Origin of the sequence: Mangrovibacterium sp. (genome assembly GCF_041596335.1) — a bacterium.
In the GTDB taxonomy this organism is placed as follows: Bacteria; Bacteroidota; Bacteroidia; order Bacteroidales; family Prolixibacteraceae; genus Mangrovibacterium.
In genome coordinates, this window is record NZ_JBFHIT010000008.1 from 33,297 (window position 1) to 51,883 (window position 18,587).

The 18,587-nt window shown below is 42.2% G+C and carries 14 protein-coding genes; 11 read left to right on the top strand and 3 right to left on the bottom strand.

Annotated features, from left to right (window positions below):
* The first annotated feature begins 241 nt into the window (after positions 1-241).
* The 5 genes from ABZD21_RS04760 (at position 242) to ABZD21_RS04780 (ending at position 8,174) form a co-directional block, all read left to right on the top strand.
* Positions 242-898, top strand: a complete 657-nt coding sequence (locus tag ABZD21_RS04760) for a DUF2179 domain-containing protein (RefSeq protein WP_372773288.1) — start codon at positions 242-244, stop codon at positions 896-898.
* 284 nt (positions 899-1,182) lie between these two features.
* A complete protein-coding gene (locus ABZD21_RS04765) occupies positions 1,183-2,352 on the top strand; it encodes a phosphoglycerate dehydrogenase (RefSeq protein WP_372773289.1) in 1,170 nt (389 codons plus the stop codon).
* A 159-nt stretch (positions 2,353-2,511) separates the two neighbouring features.
* Positions 2,512-4,539: a transketolase family protein gene (locus ABZD21_RS04770; RefSeq protein ID WP_372773291.1), complete on the top strand. Its 2,028-nt coding sequence runs from the start codon at positions 2,512-2,514 to the stop codon at positions 4,537-4,539.
* 600 nt (positions 4,540-5,139) lie between these two features.
* Entirely contained in the window at positions 5,140-6,654 is a 1,515-nt protein-coding gene (locus tag ABZD21_RS04775) for a tagaturonate reductase (protein ID WP_372773292.1), read from the top strand.
* 32 nt (positions 6,655-6,686) lie between these two features.
* On the top strand, positions 6,687-8,174 hold the full coding sequence (locus ABZD21_RS04780) for a UxaA family hydrolase (RefSeq protein ID WP_372773294.1): 1,488 nt from the start codon (positions 6,687-6,689) through the stop codon (positions 8,172-8,174).
* A 130-nt stretch (positions 8,175-8,304) separates the two neighbouring features.
* On the opposite strand, the gene ABZD21_RS04785 is transcribed toward ABZD21_RS04780, so the two are convergent.
* Positions 8,305-9,495, bottom strand: coding sequence for an FprA family A-type flavoprotein (locus tag ABZD21_RS04785; RefSeq protein ID WP_372773295.1), 1,191 nt, complete (start codon positions 9,493-9,495; stop codon positions 8,305-8,307).
* Between the two features lie 161 nt (positions 9,496-9,656).
* Between ABZD21_RS04785 and mltG the strand changes: the two genes are divergently transcribed.
* The 3 genes from mltG to ABZD21_RS04800 all read left to right on the top strand — a co-directional run bounded on the left by mltG (position 9,657) and on the right by ABZD21_RS04800 (position 11,961).
* Positions 9,657-10,718 carry an endolytic transglycosylase MltG gene (gene mltG / locus ABZD21_RS04790; protein ID WP_372773297.1) on the top strand — a complete coding sequence of 354 codons (1,062 nt, stop codon included), beginning with the start codon at positions 9,657-9,659 and terminating at the stop codon, positions 10,716-10,718.
* Positions 10,719-10,809: 91 nt separating this feature from the next.
* Complete coding sequence (locus ABZD21_RS04795; RefSeq protein WP_372773298.1) at positions 10,810-11,334, top strand: hypothetical protein; 525 nt, start codon at positions 10,810-10,812, stop codon at positions 11,332-11,334.
* 93 nt (positions 11,335-11,427) lie between these two features.
* Positions 11,428-11,961 carry a hypothetical protein gene (locus ABZD21_RS04800; RefSeq protein WP_372773299.1) on the top strand — a complete coding sequence of 178 codons (534 nt, stop codon included), beginning with the start codon at positions 11,428-11,430 and terminating at the stop codon, positions 11,959-11,961.
* On the opposite strand, the gene murB is transcribed toward ABZD21_RS04800, so the two are convergent.
* Positions 11,958-12,980, bottom strand: coding sequence for a UDP-N-acetylmuramate dehydrogenase (gene murB, locus ABZD21_RS04805; RefSeq protein WP_372773300.1), 1,023 nt, complete (start codon positions 12,978-12,980; stop codon positions 11,958-11,960). The genes ABZD21_RS04800 and murB overlap by 4 nt on opposite strands.
* Positions 12,981-13,130: 150 nt before the next feature.
* Between murB and ABZD21_RS04810 the strand changes: the two genes are divergently transcribed.
* Entirely contained in the window at positions 13,131-14,249 is a 1,119-nt protein-coding gene (locus tag ABZD21_RS04810) for a glycosyltransferase (protein WP_372773301.1), read from the top strand.
* Positions 14,250-14,407: 158 nt separating this feature from the next.
* Positions 14,408-14,584 carry a hypothetical protein gene (locus ABZD21_RS04815; RefSeq protein ID WP_372773302.1) on the top strand — a complete coding sequence of 59 codons (177 nt, stop codon included), beginning with the start codon at positions 14,408-14,410 and terminating at the stop codon, positions 14,582-14,584.
* 59 nt (positions 14,585-14,643) lie between these two features.
* On the opposite strand, the gene ABZD21_RS04820 is transcribed toward ABZD21_RS04815, so the two are convergent.
* Positions 14,644-15,366, bottom strand: a complete 723-nt coding sequence (locus ABZD21_RS04820) for a cell division ATP-binding protein FtsE (RefSeq protein WP_372773304.1) — start codon at positions 15,364-15,366, stop codon at positions 14,644-14,646.
* A 158-nt stretch (positions 15,367-15,524) separates the two neighbouring features.
* Here ABZD21_RS04820 and ABZD21_RS04825 point away from each other — a divergent pair, with 158 nt between their 5' ends.
* Complete coding sequence (locus ABZD21_RS04825) at positions 15,525-18,587, top strand: tetratricopeptide repeat protein (protein ID WP_372773305.1); 3,063 nt, start codon at positions 15,525-15,527, stop codon at positions 18,585-18,587.

The following is an 18,587-nucleotide window of genomic DNA, read 5'->3' on the forward strand; positions in this document are numbered from 1 at the left end:
AGCCTCCCGTATCATTAGTCATAAAAGAGTTCGTTTTTTTGGGTCTGCAAGTCGAAAGGTGAAGCGAAAAGCAATCGCAAGGTAAAGACCGACGTTGAAGATTTCATCAGGCTTGTAAACCTCAAATGCCTCATGTTGTTTCTGGCAGTGCGTACGCGGCCCAAACCTCAACTTATTCCGATCACAATCATTGACTTGCTGCCTCTGTGTACTTGTTTTCCGGCGCTAACCAGCCATGCAGATGGGGAATTATGATAAAATAGTTCCTGCTTTTTTATTTACCAAACACGATTTTGCATTATATTCGCAGCAACCAGCTTGTGCAACCATGACCGATTTTTATCATTCCGACCTTTTTTCTTATGTGGTTTTACCACTTATGATCGTGCTCGCCCGCATCAGCGATGTTACTGTTGGCACCTTGCGAATTGTGATGGTCTCTAAAGGCCAAAAACGGATTGCTCCACTACTCGGCTTCTTTGAAGTAATCATATGGTTGGTTACCATGAGTAAAATTATCCAAAACATCGACAACTGGGTAGCCTACGTCGCTTATGGGGCAGGCTTTGCTGCGGGAAACTATATCGGGCTGATAATAGAAGAGAAACTGGCGGTCGGTATCGTTCATCTTCAAATCATTACCCGCACCAATGCCGACAACCTGATTGCCAAACTTAAAGCGAAGGGATACGGAATTACATATCACGACGCCTACGGCGCCAACGAAAAAGTGGCTGTCATCTACTCAATCATAAAGCGAGGAGACATTACCCAGGTCATTGAGATTATCCGAACCTACAATCCCAACGCTTTTTATTCCATCGAGGAAGTCAAATTTGTAAGCCGCGGAGTTGAATCGACTGCCAAATCGTTAGGAAGTTGGCGGAAAGGAAAATAAACAAGTCGAACAGCAATCCATCAATCAGACAGAGACCGGCGTTAAACCAATCAACGGCAGGTCAGATCCTGAATAAAATACAATCCTTTTGTCCGAGCACTCTGTTTTACGAATTGAAATTCAATCTGGCTTTTTACAAATTAAAACATCAAAAAATTGTTAGTTTAATTTCAAAATCGCCAAAAAAAAGGGATGGCATGAAAGATTCTAAAATAATATTGTGATCTTTGTCATGCTTTAAAAATTGACATTATTAATAGGCACTTTACAAAAATTATAACCACATGTTTAAGATTCAAACCTTAAATAAGATTGACCCGAAAGGGTTGAAAAATTTCCCGCTGGATCAGTACGAAATTGCCAGTGAGTTTTCAAATCCAGATGCAATTATTGTACGTTCGCAAGCCATGCACGACATGGACCTGCCTAAAAGCCTGAAAGCAATTGCCCGGGCCGGAGCAGGAGTTAATAACATTCCAATTGAAAAATGTACCGACAGTGGCGTTGTTGTATTCAACACACCTGGTGCGAATGCACACGCGGTAAAAGAGTTGGTTCTTGCCGGAATGTTGTTGGCATCGCGCGGTATCGCACCATCAATTGAGTGGGCTAAAACACTCATCGGTAAAGGTGACGAAGTTCCTGCCCTTGTTGAAGCCGGAAAGAAAAACTTTGGAGGAAACGAAATTCGCGGAAAAACGCTGGCTGTTATTGGGCTTGGAGCGATTGGCGTTTTAATCGCAAACGCGGCACAATCTCTGGGAATGGAAGTTTTGGGCTACGACCCTTACATCTCGGTGAAACAAGCATGGCGTTTGAGCCGCAACGTGAAACGTGCCGAAGGTATTGAAGTATTACTTTCGAATGCAGACTTTGTTACGATCAATATCCCGCAAACAGCTGAAACAAAAGGATACATCAACAAAGACAAAATCAAAATGATGAAGAACGGTGTTCGCATTTTGAACTTTGCTCGCGGCGGCTTGGTAAACACAGCAGATATGGCAGAAGCGCTGGAATCAGGAAAAGTAGGTTGCTACGTTACCGACTTCCCGGATGAAGCCACTTTGAAAATGAAAAATGTGATTGCTATTCCTCACCTTGGTGCTTCTACCGAAGAATCAGAAACGAACTGTGCGATTATGGCTGTAGATCAAGTGCGCGATTTCCTTGAAAAAGGAAACATCGTAAACTCGGTAAACTTCCCAGAAGCAGAAATGGAACGCAATGGCGGCCCACGTTTGGTTATTGCCAATAAGAATGTTCCAAATATGGTAAGTCAAATCTCAAGCCTTTTGGCTTCTGAAGGATTAAACATTGCCAACATGTTGAACAAAAACAAAGCAGATATTGCTTACAATATTATCGATATTGACGGGTCTGTTCCTTCAGCCGAACTGGCTGAAAAATTAGGCAACATCGAAGGGGTGATTATGGTTCGGGTTCTCCCATAATAATTACCACGTAAAATGTAAAATGATACCGGTACCAATCGTAATAAGGCGAAAAGTATCGGTATCTTTTTTTCCCGAATTTCTATATCCGGGAATTATTTTAATTTTACATCCATATTCTCAATAAAAGATCCATTTCTAGCAATAAATTAATTAATCATGAGTAAAAAATTGATTGAAAAAGCAGCAGATAACGTTCGTATTTTATCTGCCGCTATGGTTGAAAAAGCAAAATCGGGCCATCCGGGTGGTGCCATGGGAGGTGCTGATTTTGTGAGTGTCTTATATTCTGAATTTCTAAATTACGATCCAAGTGAGATGACCTGGATTAACCGTGATCGTTTTTTCCTCGATCCGGGACACATGTCCCCCATGCTTTATTCGATTCTGGCATTAACCGGAACGTACAACATGGATGATTTAAAGAATTTCAGACAATGGGGCAGCGTAACTCCGGGACATCCCGAAGTTGACCCAACCCGTGGTGTTGAAAACACATCCGGCCCGCTTGGTCAGGGGCATACAATGGCAGTTGGTGCGGCTATTGTAGAACGCTTTCTGGTTGAACGTTTTGGCGAATGGATGGCTCATAAAACTTACGCTTTCATTTCTGATGGTGGTGTACAGGAAGAAATTTCTCAGGGTGCCGGCCGTATCGCGGGCTATCTTGGATTGAACAACCTGATCATGTTTTATGATTCAAACGACATTCAGCTGTCAACAGAAACCAATGCTGTAACCATTGAAGATACAGCAAAAAAATACGAAGCCTGGGGATGGAAAGTAATCACCATCGAAGGAAACAGTGTTGAAGCGATTCGTAGTGCATTAAAAACAGCCCAGACGGAAACTGAAAAGCCAACCCTTATTATTGGTAAAACAATTATGGGTAAAGGTGCATTAACTGTTGCCGGCGAAAACTACGAACGCAAATGTGCCACTCATGGTATGCCGTTAGGCGAAGCAGGTGCATCGTTGGAAAAAACCATTCTTAATTTAGGAGGTAACCCTGAGAATCCGTTTGTCATCTTCGACGAAGTTCAAACGTTTTTCGATGCACGCAAAGCAGATCTGATAAAGGCTGCAGCTGCGAAAAAAGCCGCCCAGGCAGAATGGGCTAAAGCGAATCCGGAATTAGCCGCTAAATTGGAGAAATTCTTCTCTACAGAAGCTCCTAATTTCGATTTCAGCAAAATCACTCAAAAAGCAGGTTCTGCAACTCGTGCAGCCGGCTCAACTGTATTGGCTGCTTTTGCCGATGAGATTGAAAATATGATTGTTTCGTCTGCCGACTTGTCAAACTCAGACAAAACCGACGGATTCTTAAAAAAGACAACTGCCTTCCAAAAAGGAGATTTCAGCGGAGCTTTCTTGCAAGCTGGTGTTTGCGAGTTGACTATGGCTACAATCATGAACGGTATGGCTTTGCATGGCGGTGTAATTCCGGTATGTGGTACATTCTTCGTTTTCTCGGATTATATGAAACCTGCAGTTCGACTGGCCGCATTAATGCAATTGCCCGTAAAATATGTTTGGACTCACGATGCCTTCCGCGTTGGCGAAGACGGACCAACACACCAGCCGGTAGAGCAGGAAGCTCAAATTCGCCTAATGGAGAAATTGAAAAACCACCACGGAGAAAACTCGATGCTGGTGCTACGTCCTGCCGATAGTGAAGAAGCAACAGTTGCCTGGAAAATGGCATTGGAAAACACATCAACTCCAACCGGACTAATCCTTTCCCGTCAGAATATTGCCAATCTACCTGCAAAAAGCGATCGTTACGCCGAAGCTCTACAATCTGAAAAAGGAGCCTACATTGTAACTGACTGCGAAGGAACACCCGATATCATTCTGTTGGCCAGTGGTTCTGAAGTCAGTACGTTGGTTGCTGGTGCCGAACTATTAGTAAAAGATGGTGTGAAATGTCGCATTGTTTCGGTGCCTTCAGAAGGTCGTTTCCGCAGCCAAAGCGCAGCATATCAAGCTGAAGTTCTGCCTGCCGGTGTGAAAAAATTCGGTATGACTGCCGGACTTCCTGTAACTCTGGAAGGTTTGGTTGGTGCCGATGGTAAAGTATTTGGGTTGGAATCGTTCGGATTTTCGGCTCCTTATACAGTATTGGACGAAAAACTGGGCTTCACCGGACAAAACGTCTACAATCAAGTGAAAGAATTATTGGCATAATCTCCAAAATTCGATATCGCAAAGGTCGGGAATTTTTCCCGGCCTTTTTTCATGTTCATTAATTCCGTCCAGCGACTCAATGAATTTGATTTTTGTATTTGCCGGCACAACACCCATCGAACTGATTACTTTTGGAAGATAATCTTCAACCAAAAACAACTTGTACTATTACGGTATAGTTCCAAAGAACACAAACGTCATCAATTTTCAATTCTTGCGTCCTCTGTTATTTCAACACCCATTTCTCAGCTTCTCCCTCTTCCCTTTTCCGCTCATGTAAAGTTATCATGAAGCCTACCTTTTGATTTTCTAATTTATATTGATTCTATCCCGAGCACTTATCACAAACAACAAAGCATCAACACAGCCCATAACCACCTCATAATATATTCATTAACACAACAACGCAGCCATTTTAAGTGCTTTACAAGTGGTAAACTTAGCTACTGAAATTCAACGGATTAAAATTTTAACGAGTGGAAAGTCGAGTGGAAATAATTTTTTTTTCTACATTCGCAGCACATGTCGTGTTCGCACACGACATTTTTTAACCGCATCCCGTGTGCGATAACGACATTATAATATTAATAAACCAAAATCATGGAACTGAATAGAACAAACATTTCAACCGCTGCTAAATACCCTAGCCGCATCTTGCAATTTGGAGAAGGAAACTTTCTACGCGCATTTGTCGATTGGATCGTCCAAAAGATGAATAACGAAATCGGTTTTAACACCGGCGTTGATGTGGTTCAACCTCTCCCAACCGGAATGGTTGACTTGTTAAACAAACAAGACGGACTGTACCACGTTTACTTAAAAGGAATTAAAGAAGGTAAACCGGTTAAAGAATTTGAATTCATTCAATGTATCAATAAGGGAATTAATCCTTACACTGAATATGAAACTTACAAAGCCGCAATTCTAAATCCGGAATTACGTTTTGTTGTTTCAAATACGACCGAAGCAGGGATTAGCTGGGACGAAAGCGACAAACTGGAGATGGAGCCGCAAAAGTCATTTCCCGGAAAAGTTACCGCATTGTTACACCAACGCTTTAAAGCATTCGACGGTGCTGCGGACAAAGGTTTGATTTTCTTTACCTGCGAATTGATTGACCGCAATGGTGATATTCTAAAAAAATATGTGTTGAAGCACGCAAAGAACTGGAATTTGGGTGAAGAATTCATCAATTGGGTTGAAACCGCGTGTGCATTTTGTAACACCTTGGTAGACCGCATCGTTCCGGGATTCCCCAAAGATGACATCAAAGATATTCAGGCTGAATTAGGCTTCGAAGATAATTTGGTTGTTGTTGGAGAATACTTTCACTTGTGGGTGATCGAAGGTCCGGAATGGGTAGCGAATGAATTCCCGGCTAACAAGGCTGGATTGGAAGTGAAATTTGTAAAAGATATGACTCGTTTCCGGGAACAGAAAGTAGCCGTGCTAAACGGGTGTCATACAGGCAGCTACGCTGTATCGTACCTCTACGGTATCGAAACCGTTCGCGAAGCCTACGAAAGTCTTGAAGTGGGTAACTTCATGAAAGAAATGGTTTACGACGAAGTTCTGAAGGTATTAGATGGCACTGAAAAAGAACTGAAAACCTTCGCGGGTAAAATTCTCGAACGATTCTCAAATCCATTCATTCGTCACTTGTGGCAAAGTATTGCTTTGAACGCCATGTCGAAGTGGGAAACCCGCAACCTACCTTCACTGTTAAGCTTCAATGAAAAGCACGGCATGTTGCCTCAAAAACTGGTTTTCTCGCTGGCAGCTATGATTTCATATTTCAAAGGCGAGATCGACGGAAATACTTACCAGGTACAAGATGACCAATGGATTTTGGATTTCTATAAAGAAGCCTGGGCGGAATGTGACGGTCGTCCAATTTCAATTTATCAATTGGTAGAAAAGGTATTGAAACTGGAAAAAGTATGGAAACAAGACTTGAATAACGTTCCAAACTTGACCTTAACAGTGAGCCATTACTTATTCCTGATCCAACAAGTAGGGATGAAAAAGGCGATAAAAACGGTATTGAGCAATGACAATCCGCTTATGAAAATCACCATTGAACAAAAGAACAAACAAGAAGAATCAGCAATCTAATTATCATCAGATTTAAATAAATAACCGGTAAAATGGCAAATTACATCAAAATAAACTCACTCGACAACGTCATTATCGCCCTGAAAGATTTCACAAAAGGCGAGTTGGTTGAATTGGACGGTATTGAACTCGAAATTTTGAACGATGTGCCCCGCGGCCATAAAATTGCTGTAACTGCAATTGCCGAAGGAAGCGACATCATTAAATACGGCGCTCCAATTGGCCATGCTACTGCGGAAATTTTACCGGGAGATTACGTGCACGTCCACAACATTAAAACCAACTTGTCGGGCACAATGTGCTACGAATTCAACCAAAAACTGAATGCACTGCCTTTTGAAAATCAAAACTTGACTTACAAAGGCTTCAAGCGCAGCAATGGAAATGTGGGAATTCGCAACGAAATGTGGATTGTTCCGACAGTTGGCTGCGTAAACGGACAAGCCGAGCAAATAATTCAACTATTCAAAGAGCAAAATAATCCGACGGATATCGACAGCATCCACGTGTTTAAACACAGTTACGGATGTTCTCAATTAGGTGACGATCATACCAATACTCAAAAAGCTTTGGCTCAATTGATTAATCACCCAAATGCCGGTGGCGTATTGGTGTTGGGATTGGGTTGTGAAAACAACCAGATTGACCACCTTAAAACGTTTATTGGCGAGTACGATCCGCAACGGGTAAAGTTTTTGGTGGCGCAGGATGTAGAGGATGAAGTAGAAGAGGGACTGAAATTGTTTCAGGAAATCTACGCTCAAATGCGGCAGGACAAGCGCGAGGATGTTCCATTCTCGACATTAAAAGTGGGATTAAAATGCGGTGGTTCCGATGGGCTGTCTGGAATTACAGCTAACCCGCTTGTCGGCGCCTTTTCCGATTTTTTGGTTGCACAAGGCGGAAGCACCATTCTGACCGAAGTTCCTGAAATGTTTGGTGCTGAGCACCTACTGATGGAACGCGCTGAAAACGAAGAAGTATTCACAAAAACAGTTGAAATGATCAATGGCTTCAAAGAGTATTATTTGAAGCACGATTTGCCGGTTTACGAAAATCCATCGCCAGGAAACAAAAAAGGTGGAATCACCACGTTGGAAGATAAATCGCTGGGATGTACTCAAAAAGGTGGTGTTGCAACTGTTACAGATGTGCTCGCTTATGCTGAGCCCATCAAAAAGAACGGACTCAACCTGCTTAGTGCTCCCGGCAACGACCTGGTCGCTGCTTCATCACTTGGATTCAGTGGTTGCCAGATTGTACTGTTTACCACCGGCCGTGGCACTCCATTTGGTAGTTTTGTTCCAACAATGAAGATTTCTACGAACACGCCGCTGTCGGAAAAAAAATCAAACTGGATCGATTTCAATGCCGGAAGAATGGTTGAAGATCAAACGATCGACGAAACGCTGGCTGATTTCATTGCCGAACTTAAATTGGTTGCTGAAGGAAAGAAACTGAAGCATGAACTAAGTGGTTTTAAAGAAATTGCAATCTTCAAAACCGGAATAACCTTATAGTTTTAAAATACCGTTACAGGTTAAATACGGCTCGTCATTCTCAGGTATCATGTCCTCCGGCGAGTCTAAAAAAACAAGAAAGCCATCAGTAAAAACTGATGGCTTTCTTATGAAACTTGGTTCGACACTGTTATTCGGCCAAAATCTTATCGGCCATAGCATTTGCCAGCTCAATACACATTTGATACTTATCTTCTTTCAGTGAACCTTTTTCTTCAACGGGGTCATACACTAAATCCCATTTAACCGCTTCCGAAAACTTCATCAGGTTTTTCACTCCGCCACCATTCCAGGCAAAGTTTCCAAATACACCTAAGTAGCGGTCTTTCACACCCATGTGCTCAATGGTTGTCAGTAAGGTTTCAACATTCGGGAACATCGCATTATTATAGGCACAGCTACCGACAATAAATCCCTTATAACGGAAAATATCATTAATAATATACGATTTGTGCGTTTTAGAAGAATCGTAAACCCGAATATCGCGAATGCCACGTTCAGCCAACTGTCGGGCAATAACTTCTGCCATTTTTTGGGTATGACCATACATTGAACCATAGACAACTACGACACCCGGATCGGTTTGGTAGGTACTCCATTTATTGTACCGACTCAGCACCCAATCAAGATTTGTGCGCCAGATTGGACCGTGTGTTGCAGCAATCATTTTAATATCGAGTGGTGCTAATTTCTTGATCGCACGTTGGGTGTGCGGACAATACTTACCAACAATATTGGTAAAATAGCGCATGATATCATTTTCATAAAAGTCGAGGTTGATTTCATCATCAAAAACACCGCCATCAAGCGTTCCGAAGCTACCGAACGCGTCACCCGAAAACAGAATCTTATTGGTTTCCTCGAAACTAACCATCGTTTCAGGCCAGTGCACCATCGGCACGGTCTGAAACTGCAATTTCGTTTTTCCAAGTTCCAACACCGAATTATCGTTCACTTCCAACACATTGGTCGCCTTCTTATAGAATGTTTCAACAAAACCGAACGTCTTTTTATTCCCAACAAGCGTAATATTCGGGTATCTCATTAAAATAGCTCGCAGAGCCCCCGAATGATCAGGTTCCATATGATTAATCACCAGGTAGTCAACGTCACGTCCTTGCAAGATCGCATCAATATCTTCCAAATAATCATCGATAAATCCACGCTCTACGGTATCGACCAGAGCAACTTTCTCGTCATCAATTAAATACGAATTATAAGAAACTCCGTGCGGAATTGGCCAGATATTTTCAAAAAGATGAGTCCGGCGATCATTGTATCCCAGATAGTAAATGTTGTCTGCTAATTTAACCTGATGCATATGTATCGTTTTTATTGATTTTTTTACTGCGTGTACGAAAATAGGCAAATTGATTTAATTCAGGTATTTCGAATTTCGATATTTGAACAAAATTAAGGAAAAGCTTACACCGGTTTATTTTTGAATAAAACACTATTTTTGCAGAACAAATTTTAAACGAAATGGAACTAAACAACGGAAACCGAATTATGCTTTTTCCTAAACTCAATAAAATTATCATCGTAATTTTTGCTATCGCTTTTGTTCTGGTCGGCCTGTACGGGTACCGGCTTTTCAATTATGTTTTTGCTGAAAACATAAAAAATCCCGGGAGCATAACCATTCCGCACGACGCTTCGTTTGAACAGGTGTTGGATTCATTAAAAAGCATGGATATTTTAGAAAATGAGAAAGCTTTTCGATGGGTCGCTAAAAAGAAGAACTACGCTGAATCTATAAAAGCCGGGAAATATGTCTTCAACAAAGGAATGAATTCAAATTCGATGGTAAACATGCTGAAAGCCGGCAATCAGAAACCGATCACAATCACCTTTAATAACCTACGGTTCATGGCCGATTTAGCAGGCAAAATCGCCAAATACATCGAACCTGACTCTTCAAAACTAATCAGCTATCTATGTTCACCGGAAGTGATCAGTGAATATGGGTTCAACGAGCATTCCTTTCATGCCATGTTTATTCCGAACAGCTACGAACTCTACTGGACAACCAGTCCCGAGCAGTTTGTTTCGCGGATGCATGCTGAATACAAGCGCTTTTGGAATGACACTCGCCTGGCGAAAGCCGACTCGCTCAAACTAACTCCTGTCGAGGTGATTACACTGGCATCAATCGTACAGGAAGAAACCATTAAAGAAGACGAAAAACCAATTGTTGCCGGACTGTATCTGAACCGCATTAAAAAAGGGATGCTCCTTCAGGCCGACCCGACGGTAAAATTTGCTCTGGGCGATTTCGGCATCAAACGCATCCTCACCCGTCATTTGGAAATCGATTCGCCATACAATACCTACAAATACGCCGGACTGCCTCCCGGCCCCATCAATTTCCCCGAAATATCGAGCATCAATGCGGTTCTGAATGCAAACGCAAATAAATACTTGTATATGTGTGCCCGCGAAGACTTTTCCGGCTACCACAATTTTGCCCGCACTTTACGGGAACACAATGCCAATGCTGAACGTTACCGCAATGCGTTAAACGCAAATAAAATTTTCGAATAACCGGATGAACATTTGTTAACATTACTTTTTTTTATTTAGCGAAGCTTCATTTTCATTAACATCAAATCGGCCTAGATTTGCAGAAAAAGATATGCGACTATTGCTTGCTGTCCTGCTCTGTATTTCTGTTTTCCCGTTGTTTGCACAAGAAGATCCGAATCCTCAAACAGTTGTTTTCGAAGGCTTCCTGATGCTCGAAGACAGCATTCCGATTGAAAATGCGTACCTCATCAATTATCGCACAATGAAGATCGTTGCCACGAACAGCAAGGGCTATTTCAAGACAACAGCTCAGATCGGTGACTCGCTCATGATTAACCACCTTACGCTGATGCCAAAGGTTGTGCATGTGCCGGAGCAAAGCAAGGCCATCGACACTATCGGGGTTGATTATCGCACTTATATGATTGAGCCGGTAGTTAGCAATTCGTATGCTATTCAGATGAAATATTTTGAAAAAAACATGCAATCGATGTATCGGCAACTCGAAAAGCTTGGCTATCATCCAAACATTTCTAAATCAGTTCGCATACCGCCGTACAACCCCGACGAATATGATCCCGGATTAACGATCCGCTTAGGCGACTTGATTAGCCTACTAAAGCGAAAAAGATAACGCAACGAATAACGATAGTTTAAACATCTAAAAACTTTTGATATCATCTTTCGTTAATGTACATTGGAGGCCTATTTACAATCTAATGAACTAATGCGACGAATTCTATATTTAACAATATTGATTGCCATTGTGAGTGCTGTGTCTGGTTACAGCCAAAACAACCAAACAAAAACATTCGTGTTCGATGGTTATGTGCTAACGCAGGATTCATTACCGTTGGAAGGAGCCTTCCTGATTAACTACCGAAATTCAAAAATTGTTGCCTGTGACCATTCCGGTTATTTCAAGATGGTGGTTGAAGCTGGTGATTCGTTGATGGTCAACCACGTTTCCATGGCACCCAAGGTGGTTAGTGTAACCCCAACCTACCTCCAGAAGGCGCGTATTTTTGTGAATTACCGGACGTACATGATCAATCCGATTACCAGTTACGATGAGGAGAAACTAAAGTCGAATGTCGACCAAAGTATGGATCAGTTAAATAAAGATATCAAAGAGCAAATACTGGTTGACCCCACGAAACGAACCGGAAATGACAACACCTACGACGAAGACATTCAAAACCCGGGAGCAACAATAATTCGCTTTACGCCAAACATAAGCAAAAAGGATAAAAAAGACTAACTCCCCAGAATATTAACTTCCGGTTCAAGTTGAACGTTGAATTGTTTCCGCACAGACTCCTGAATTTTTAAAGCCAGCGCATAGAGTTCAGCACCCGAAGCTTTTCCGTGATTCACGATTACCAGCGCTTGTTTTTCATGCACTCCGGCATCGCCATCGCGAAACCCTTTCCATCCGCATTGATCGATTAACCAACCGGCAGCTAACTTGCTCTTTCCTTCGCCTGCCGGATATAGCGGCATGGCCGGAAATTGACTTTTCAACTGCTCTGCAACTACATTGGCGACAACCGGGTTTTTAAAAAAGCTGCCTGCATTGCCCAAGCGTTCCGGATCGGGTAATTTCGACTCACGGATAGCAATTACAGCTTCGCGAATATTGTTCAGGTTCTCTCCTCCACGTCGTTCTACTTCGGCTTTTAAGTCGCCATAATCCAACTTATATTCCGCAAATTTATCAAGCCGAAACACCACCGAAGTAACAATGAAACGATTCTTCAGCTCATGCTTAAAGATACTGTCCCGATAACCAAAACGGCATTCAGCACCAGGAATTTCATAATCCGTAAAGGTCTTCAAATCGAACCCTTTTACGGTATCAACTAAGTCGCAAACCTCTACGCCATAGGCTCCGATATTCTGAACCGGAGCCGATCCGACATTGCCGGGAATCAGAGACAGATTCTCTAGTCCAACAAACCTTTGACTGACGCACCACGCCACAAACCGATCCCAGATTTCGCCAGCACCAACTTCCACCCAAACATAGTTTCTGTCTTCTTTCACCTGACAAATTCCCGGAATATTAGCGTGCAATACCAGCCCTTCAAAATCAGCAGTAAAAAGCAGGTTGCTACCTCCTCCCATTACCAGCAAAGGCACTTTCTCCCAATCGGGAAAAGAGGCCAAAAAAACAGGAAGGTCTTCCAACTCGGTAAACTCGAAAAAATAACGGGCCTTGGCGTCTACGCCAAATGTATTGAATGCTTTAAGCGAAAAGTTCTCTTCGAAACGAATCATGAATTGATTTTTTGCCAAAGATAATAGAACCTGCTTTATATTCGTTTAAGCATACAAACCGATTTGTAATATAGAGGAGTTTATGGAGCGTACTAACCGATAAACAAAATTTCATTGCATTGAAGTCAATTGAATACTTTGAAAAACAGAATGAACAAGCCTGTTATAGTTGATATTGTTGTTATTAACGACCTTGTTACAGACAACAGAGTCCATAAGGTTGCACAAAGCCTGCTTGACATGGGCTTTCAACCCCGCCTTACTGGCCGGGTTCGCAAAAAAAGCCTTCCTTTAGCAAAACGTGACTATCCGGCACACCGAATGCGCCTGGTTTTTGAAACAGGCCCGTTTTTCTATCTCGAATTCAATGTTCGTTTGTTCTTCCGACTTCTGTTTTCCCGCGCACATGTTATCCTATCAAACGACCTTGACACACTTACTGCTAGCTATCTGGCAAGTAAATTGAGCAATAAAAAACTTGTCTACGATAGCCATGAATATTTTACGGAGGTTCCGGAGTTAATCAACCGGCCTTTTAAAAAGAGTGTTTGGAAGAAGATCGAGCAACTGATCCTTCCCCGGCTGAAAAATGCCTTTACGGTATCGCAGTCGATTGCTGACGAATACAATAGACTATACGGAACTCAATTTCAAGTACTCCGCAATTTACCGGTCAGAAAAGGGCAGCTTAGCTACGATATTGACCCAACCGTTATTCCTCATGACGAAAAAGTTGTCATCTACCAAGGAGCCCTAAATCTGGGTCGTGGTCTGGAATTCGCCATACAAGCTATGCGCCATCTGCAAGGCGTTCAGTTGTGGTTGGTTGGCTCGGGAGATATGGAAGATCAACTACAAACGCTTACCCGAGAACTTGGATTACAATTTAAAGTCCGTTTTTGGGGGCAAGTACCTTTTCACGAATTATCGGCCTTGACCGCCCAAGCGGATCTAGGCCTTTCCATCGAACAAGATCTTGGACTAAATTATCGTTTTGCTTTGCCAAACAAATTATTCGACTACATCCAACATCAAATTCCCGTGTTGGTTAGTCCGTTGCCCGAGATGGCTCGCGTAGTAAATAATTACGGCATCGGTCTTGTATTAAAATCGCACCATCCCGAGCAGATGGCCGAACAGATCAATGAAATCCTTTTTGACCGGAAACTGCGCGAATTTTGTTTAAGAAATCTGCCCAAAGCATCACAGGAACTATGCTGGGAACGACAAATCCCGGTTCTTAGCAAAATTTTTCATAACCTGAACTAACTGATTGTCAGCTTTTCGTTAACAAATTGAAACATTCACATGAAATTTTCAAATTTTGCAAACCATTAGTTTGTTGTATTAATCTTTTGACTAATTTCGCTTAACCGTTATGAGTATTATTTACCCTGATTTATTTACAAGTTAAACCCTATTTTGTTATGAAGAAGATTATCTTTCTTTTAGGAATTATGGCCGTTATGGCGTCTTGCGGATCTAAAACAAAACCCGCAGAAGAAGTTACAGAAACTGCAATCGAGGAAACAGTAACTGAACAAGTTGAAGCTGTAGCTGATTCAGTTGAAGTTGCCGTTTCTGATTCTGTTGTTGCAGAGTAAGTTTTTGCGACAAGTAACAGATAATGATGTTTTGAAGAAATGCTTGTTTCTTTGGAACATCATTTTTTTTGGTCTATAAGTTCCGAAAAATCAAGACTCAACTGTTCCTTCCCCGGATTGCTTAACTTCAAATCAGCACAGAGCAGTGTTTTTGCTTTAAACCGTTCGATTAGGTGATAGTCGTGAGTTGCCATCAAAATCGTTTTTCCCTTTCTGTTTAACTCGCTAAATATCTGCATTAATTCAGCTGAAGTTTCCGGATCGAGGTTACCGGTTGGTTCATCAGCCAAAATAATATCCGGATCATTTAAAATAGCTCGGGCAATCACAACCCTTTGTTGCTCGCCTCCCGACAACTCATGCGTCATTCGGTTTAAACTGTATAGCATTCCAACTTTTTGCATTACTTCAACAACACGGTCGTTAATCGCCTTTTCCTGCTTCCAGCCGGTAGCTTTGAGCACAAAAACCAGATTTTCCTTTACCGATCGATCTGGCAATAATCTAAAATCCTGAAATACAATTCCCAACTTACGTCTCAAATACGGAAGCTCCCGGTTCTTCAACTTTCGAAGATCATAACCGGCAATCGTTGCTTCACCGCTAAACAGTTTCAATTCAGCATTTAGCACCTTAATTAAACTCGATTTACCACTCCCGACTTTACCGATCAAATAGACCCACTCGCCCGGATAAACATCCAGGTGAACGCTCGATAAAACAAGGTTATCCTGTTGGTAAATATCGACGTCATTCAAATGTATGATTGGTGTTTTCTGCATGCTGTGTTTATTTCGTGCCTCTCACAAAACTAAGTTTTTTTGCCTCACCATGTAATAAAGGCCGAAAATAATCAGTTATTTGTTGAGAACTCAGGCAGGATTTTTGTAGAACGCCTGACAATAATGCTATTTTTACAGATCTATATAATCCACAGCCAATGAAAACAAGATTCGTGTTGTTAACACTTGCAATATGCCTCGTTTCTACTCTCACTTTTGCACAAAAATCTCTTCATTACAAAACAGTTTCACCCGAAATTGAACAAGCCAGAGAGCTGTTTTCGAAAAATCAGTTTATTTCGGCCAGTGAAGCTTTTGCCAGAATCGAAGCTCAAAGTGACAAAGGATCAGAGGTTTGGTCGGAAGCCCAGTACTACCAAGCGCTTTGTGCCTTAAAAACCGATTCGCGCAACGGCGAGACACAGATGCAGAAATATCTGCGAGACAACCCTCAAAGTGCGTATTCGAATCCAGCGAAATTCGAGCTTGCCAATGCCTGGTTTAAAGATGGTAAATACTCGAATGTACTGAAGACATACAGCGAATTGCCCACTCGTGAGTTCTCGCAACACGATCGAAGCCGAATGACCTACCAAAAAGGCTATTCTCTTTTTCATACAAAACGCTATGACGAAGCAGAAAAAGAGTTTAATAAAATAAAAGACGGACAAACGGAGTACGCGCCACAGGCTACTTATTACTGGGGGCACATCAATTACATGAATAATCAATTTGATCAGGCGTTGCTGTCTTTTGAGAAATTGAAGAATAATCCGGCCTTTGCCCCGGTAATTCCATTCTATTTGAGCCAGATCTACTATAAACAGGGCGACTATGCCAAGGTAATTCAATTTACCGAACCACTAATTAGTAAGGCCGACAAGCAGCAGATCGCGGAACTATCGAAAATTCTTGGAAGCTCCTATTTTCACCTCAGCCAATTCAACAATGCTATTCCGCATTTGGAGCGCTATTTCGAGGCAACAAAAAGTAAACAGCGTGAAGAAAATTACTTGTTTGCCTATTGTTATTACCGTACGGATCAGTTCGATAAAGCGATCACTCCGTTTGAGTATGCCTCGGCCGGGAAAGATGAAATGGCTCAAAACGCATACTATCATCTGGCCGACTGCTACATTCACACGGGTGATAAGAACAAAGCCAGAATTGCTTTTGAAGCAGCATCGGAAATGGATTTCGATGTCAGGATTAAAGAAGACGCGCTGTTCAATTACGCTAAAATCACCTATGAATTGTCGTATTCGCCATTCAACGAAACAATCAATGCTTTCGACAAATACATTAGCCTGTATCCAAATTCGGAGCGCAACGATGCGGCTTACAACTATCTTGTTCAGGTATACATGAATACCAGCAATTACCGCGATGCTGTCGCTTCAATTGAAAAAATTAAAGTCAAAAATACATCGATCCGCCCGGCCTACCAACGCGTATGCTACTTCCGCGGATTGGAACTTTTTAATAGTCTATCGTACACCGAAGCTATTGGCTATTTTGACAAATCACTCGAAAACGGTGAATCATCACCGCAACTTCGTGCATTAGCTACATTTTGGAAAGCAGAAGCTAACTACCGACTTGGAAACTACGTTCAAGCTTTAAACGGATTCGAAACATTCGCCCAACTTCCCGCAGCAAAAAAAACGGATGTTTATTCGAGTTCCAATTACAACCTCGGATATAGCTATTTTAAATTGAAGGACTACCAACGAGCAGCAGAAGCTTTCGATCGCTATATTGGAAGCACAGCTCAAAAAGATGAAAAACTTGCTGATGCGTTGAACCGATTGGGTGACTGCAAATACATTAATCGTGATTTTGGAGCCGCGCAACTAAATTACGACAAAGCACTTAAGCTTAATCAGTACGACGCCGACTATGCCCTATACCAAAAAGCAATGAGTGAGGGTATTCAACGCCATCCGGAACAAAAAATCAGCAGTCTAAAGAATTTGCTGCAAACTTATCCAACATCGTCCTTTGTTGATGACGCGTTGTTTGAGTTGGGCAGAACTTACGAACGAGAGAATCAGCAACAGACAGCCATTTCGTATTACACGAATTTATTGGAAGAATTTCCACAAAGTGGATATCGTTCAAAGGCCCTTTTGCAATTGGGATTGATCAGCTACAACCAGTCGGACTATAACCAATCGATGAGTTATTACAAACAAATAACCGAAAAATACCCGGATAGCGAGGAGGCACAAGCCGCCATGTTGGGGATCAAAAATAACTACATGGAACTGAATAATGTAGATGCCTATTTTGCTTACGTCAAACGTCAGGGGTCGAATGTTCAGATAACCGTCAGCGAACAGGATTCGCTTAGCTACCTGGCAGCCGAGAAACTGGTCATGAGTAAAGATCCGAACGCCCACCGCCAATTGGAGCACTACCTCGAAAATTATCCGAATGGAAGTTTCAATCTGAACGCTCGTTTTTACCTGGCGGAAGCCAAATACGCGTCAGGAGAATACTCGGCCGCATTGAAATATTATGAGCTCGTTCTGGATCGAACCGACAATATATTTACCGAAGCGGCCTTGGCTCGCGCGGCGGAACTGCATTACAATGCCTCCAATTACAGCCAGGCATTAACGCATTACGAGCGACTGGAAGTCAACTCCAACAACAAATGGAATTTACTAAAAGCACGATCAGGTATGATGCGCTGCTATTATGAACTGGGTGACTACAATAAATGCGTCAAAGCGGCACAGAACGTGCTTGCATCCGAAAATATCTCGGACCATCAGAAACGTGAGGCGAACTTCAAGCTTGCCAAATCCTATCTCCAAACCAATCAAGACAAAGAAGCCATGCCTTTGCTGGTAGATTTAGCTACCGAGACTCAAAGTCAAGAAGGAGCTGAATCGAAATACTTGCTAGCCGAATTGCTGTTTGAGCAAAACAAAACCATGCGGTCAGAAAATGAAATTATGGATTTCATCTCGAAAAACACGCCGCATCAATTCTGGCTAGCCAAAAGCTTTATCTTACTGGCCGACATTTACTTACGCAATGGCGACCAGTTCCAGGCTAAACACACCCTTATGAGTATGATTGAAAATTATCCGGAAGAAAACGACGGAATAATAGAGATGGCGAAAGCCAAATTGCAACATCTGGAGGAATTAGAAAAACGGGCGCAAGAACAAAAGCCCGAACCAATTCAAATTAATCCGAACCAAAATTAG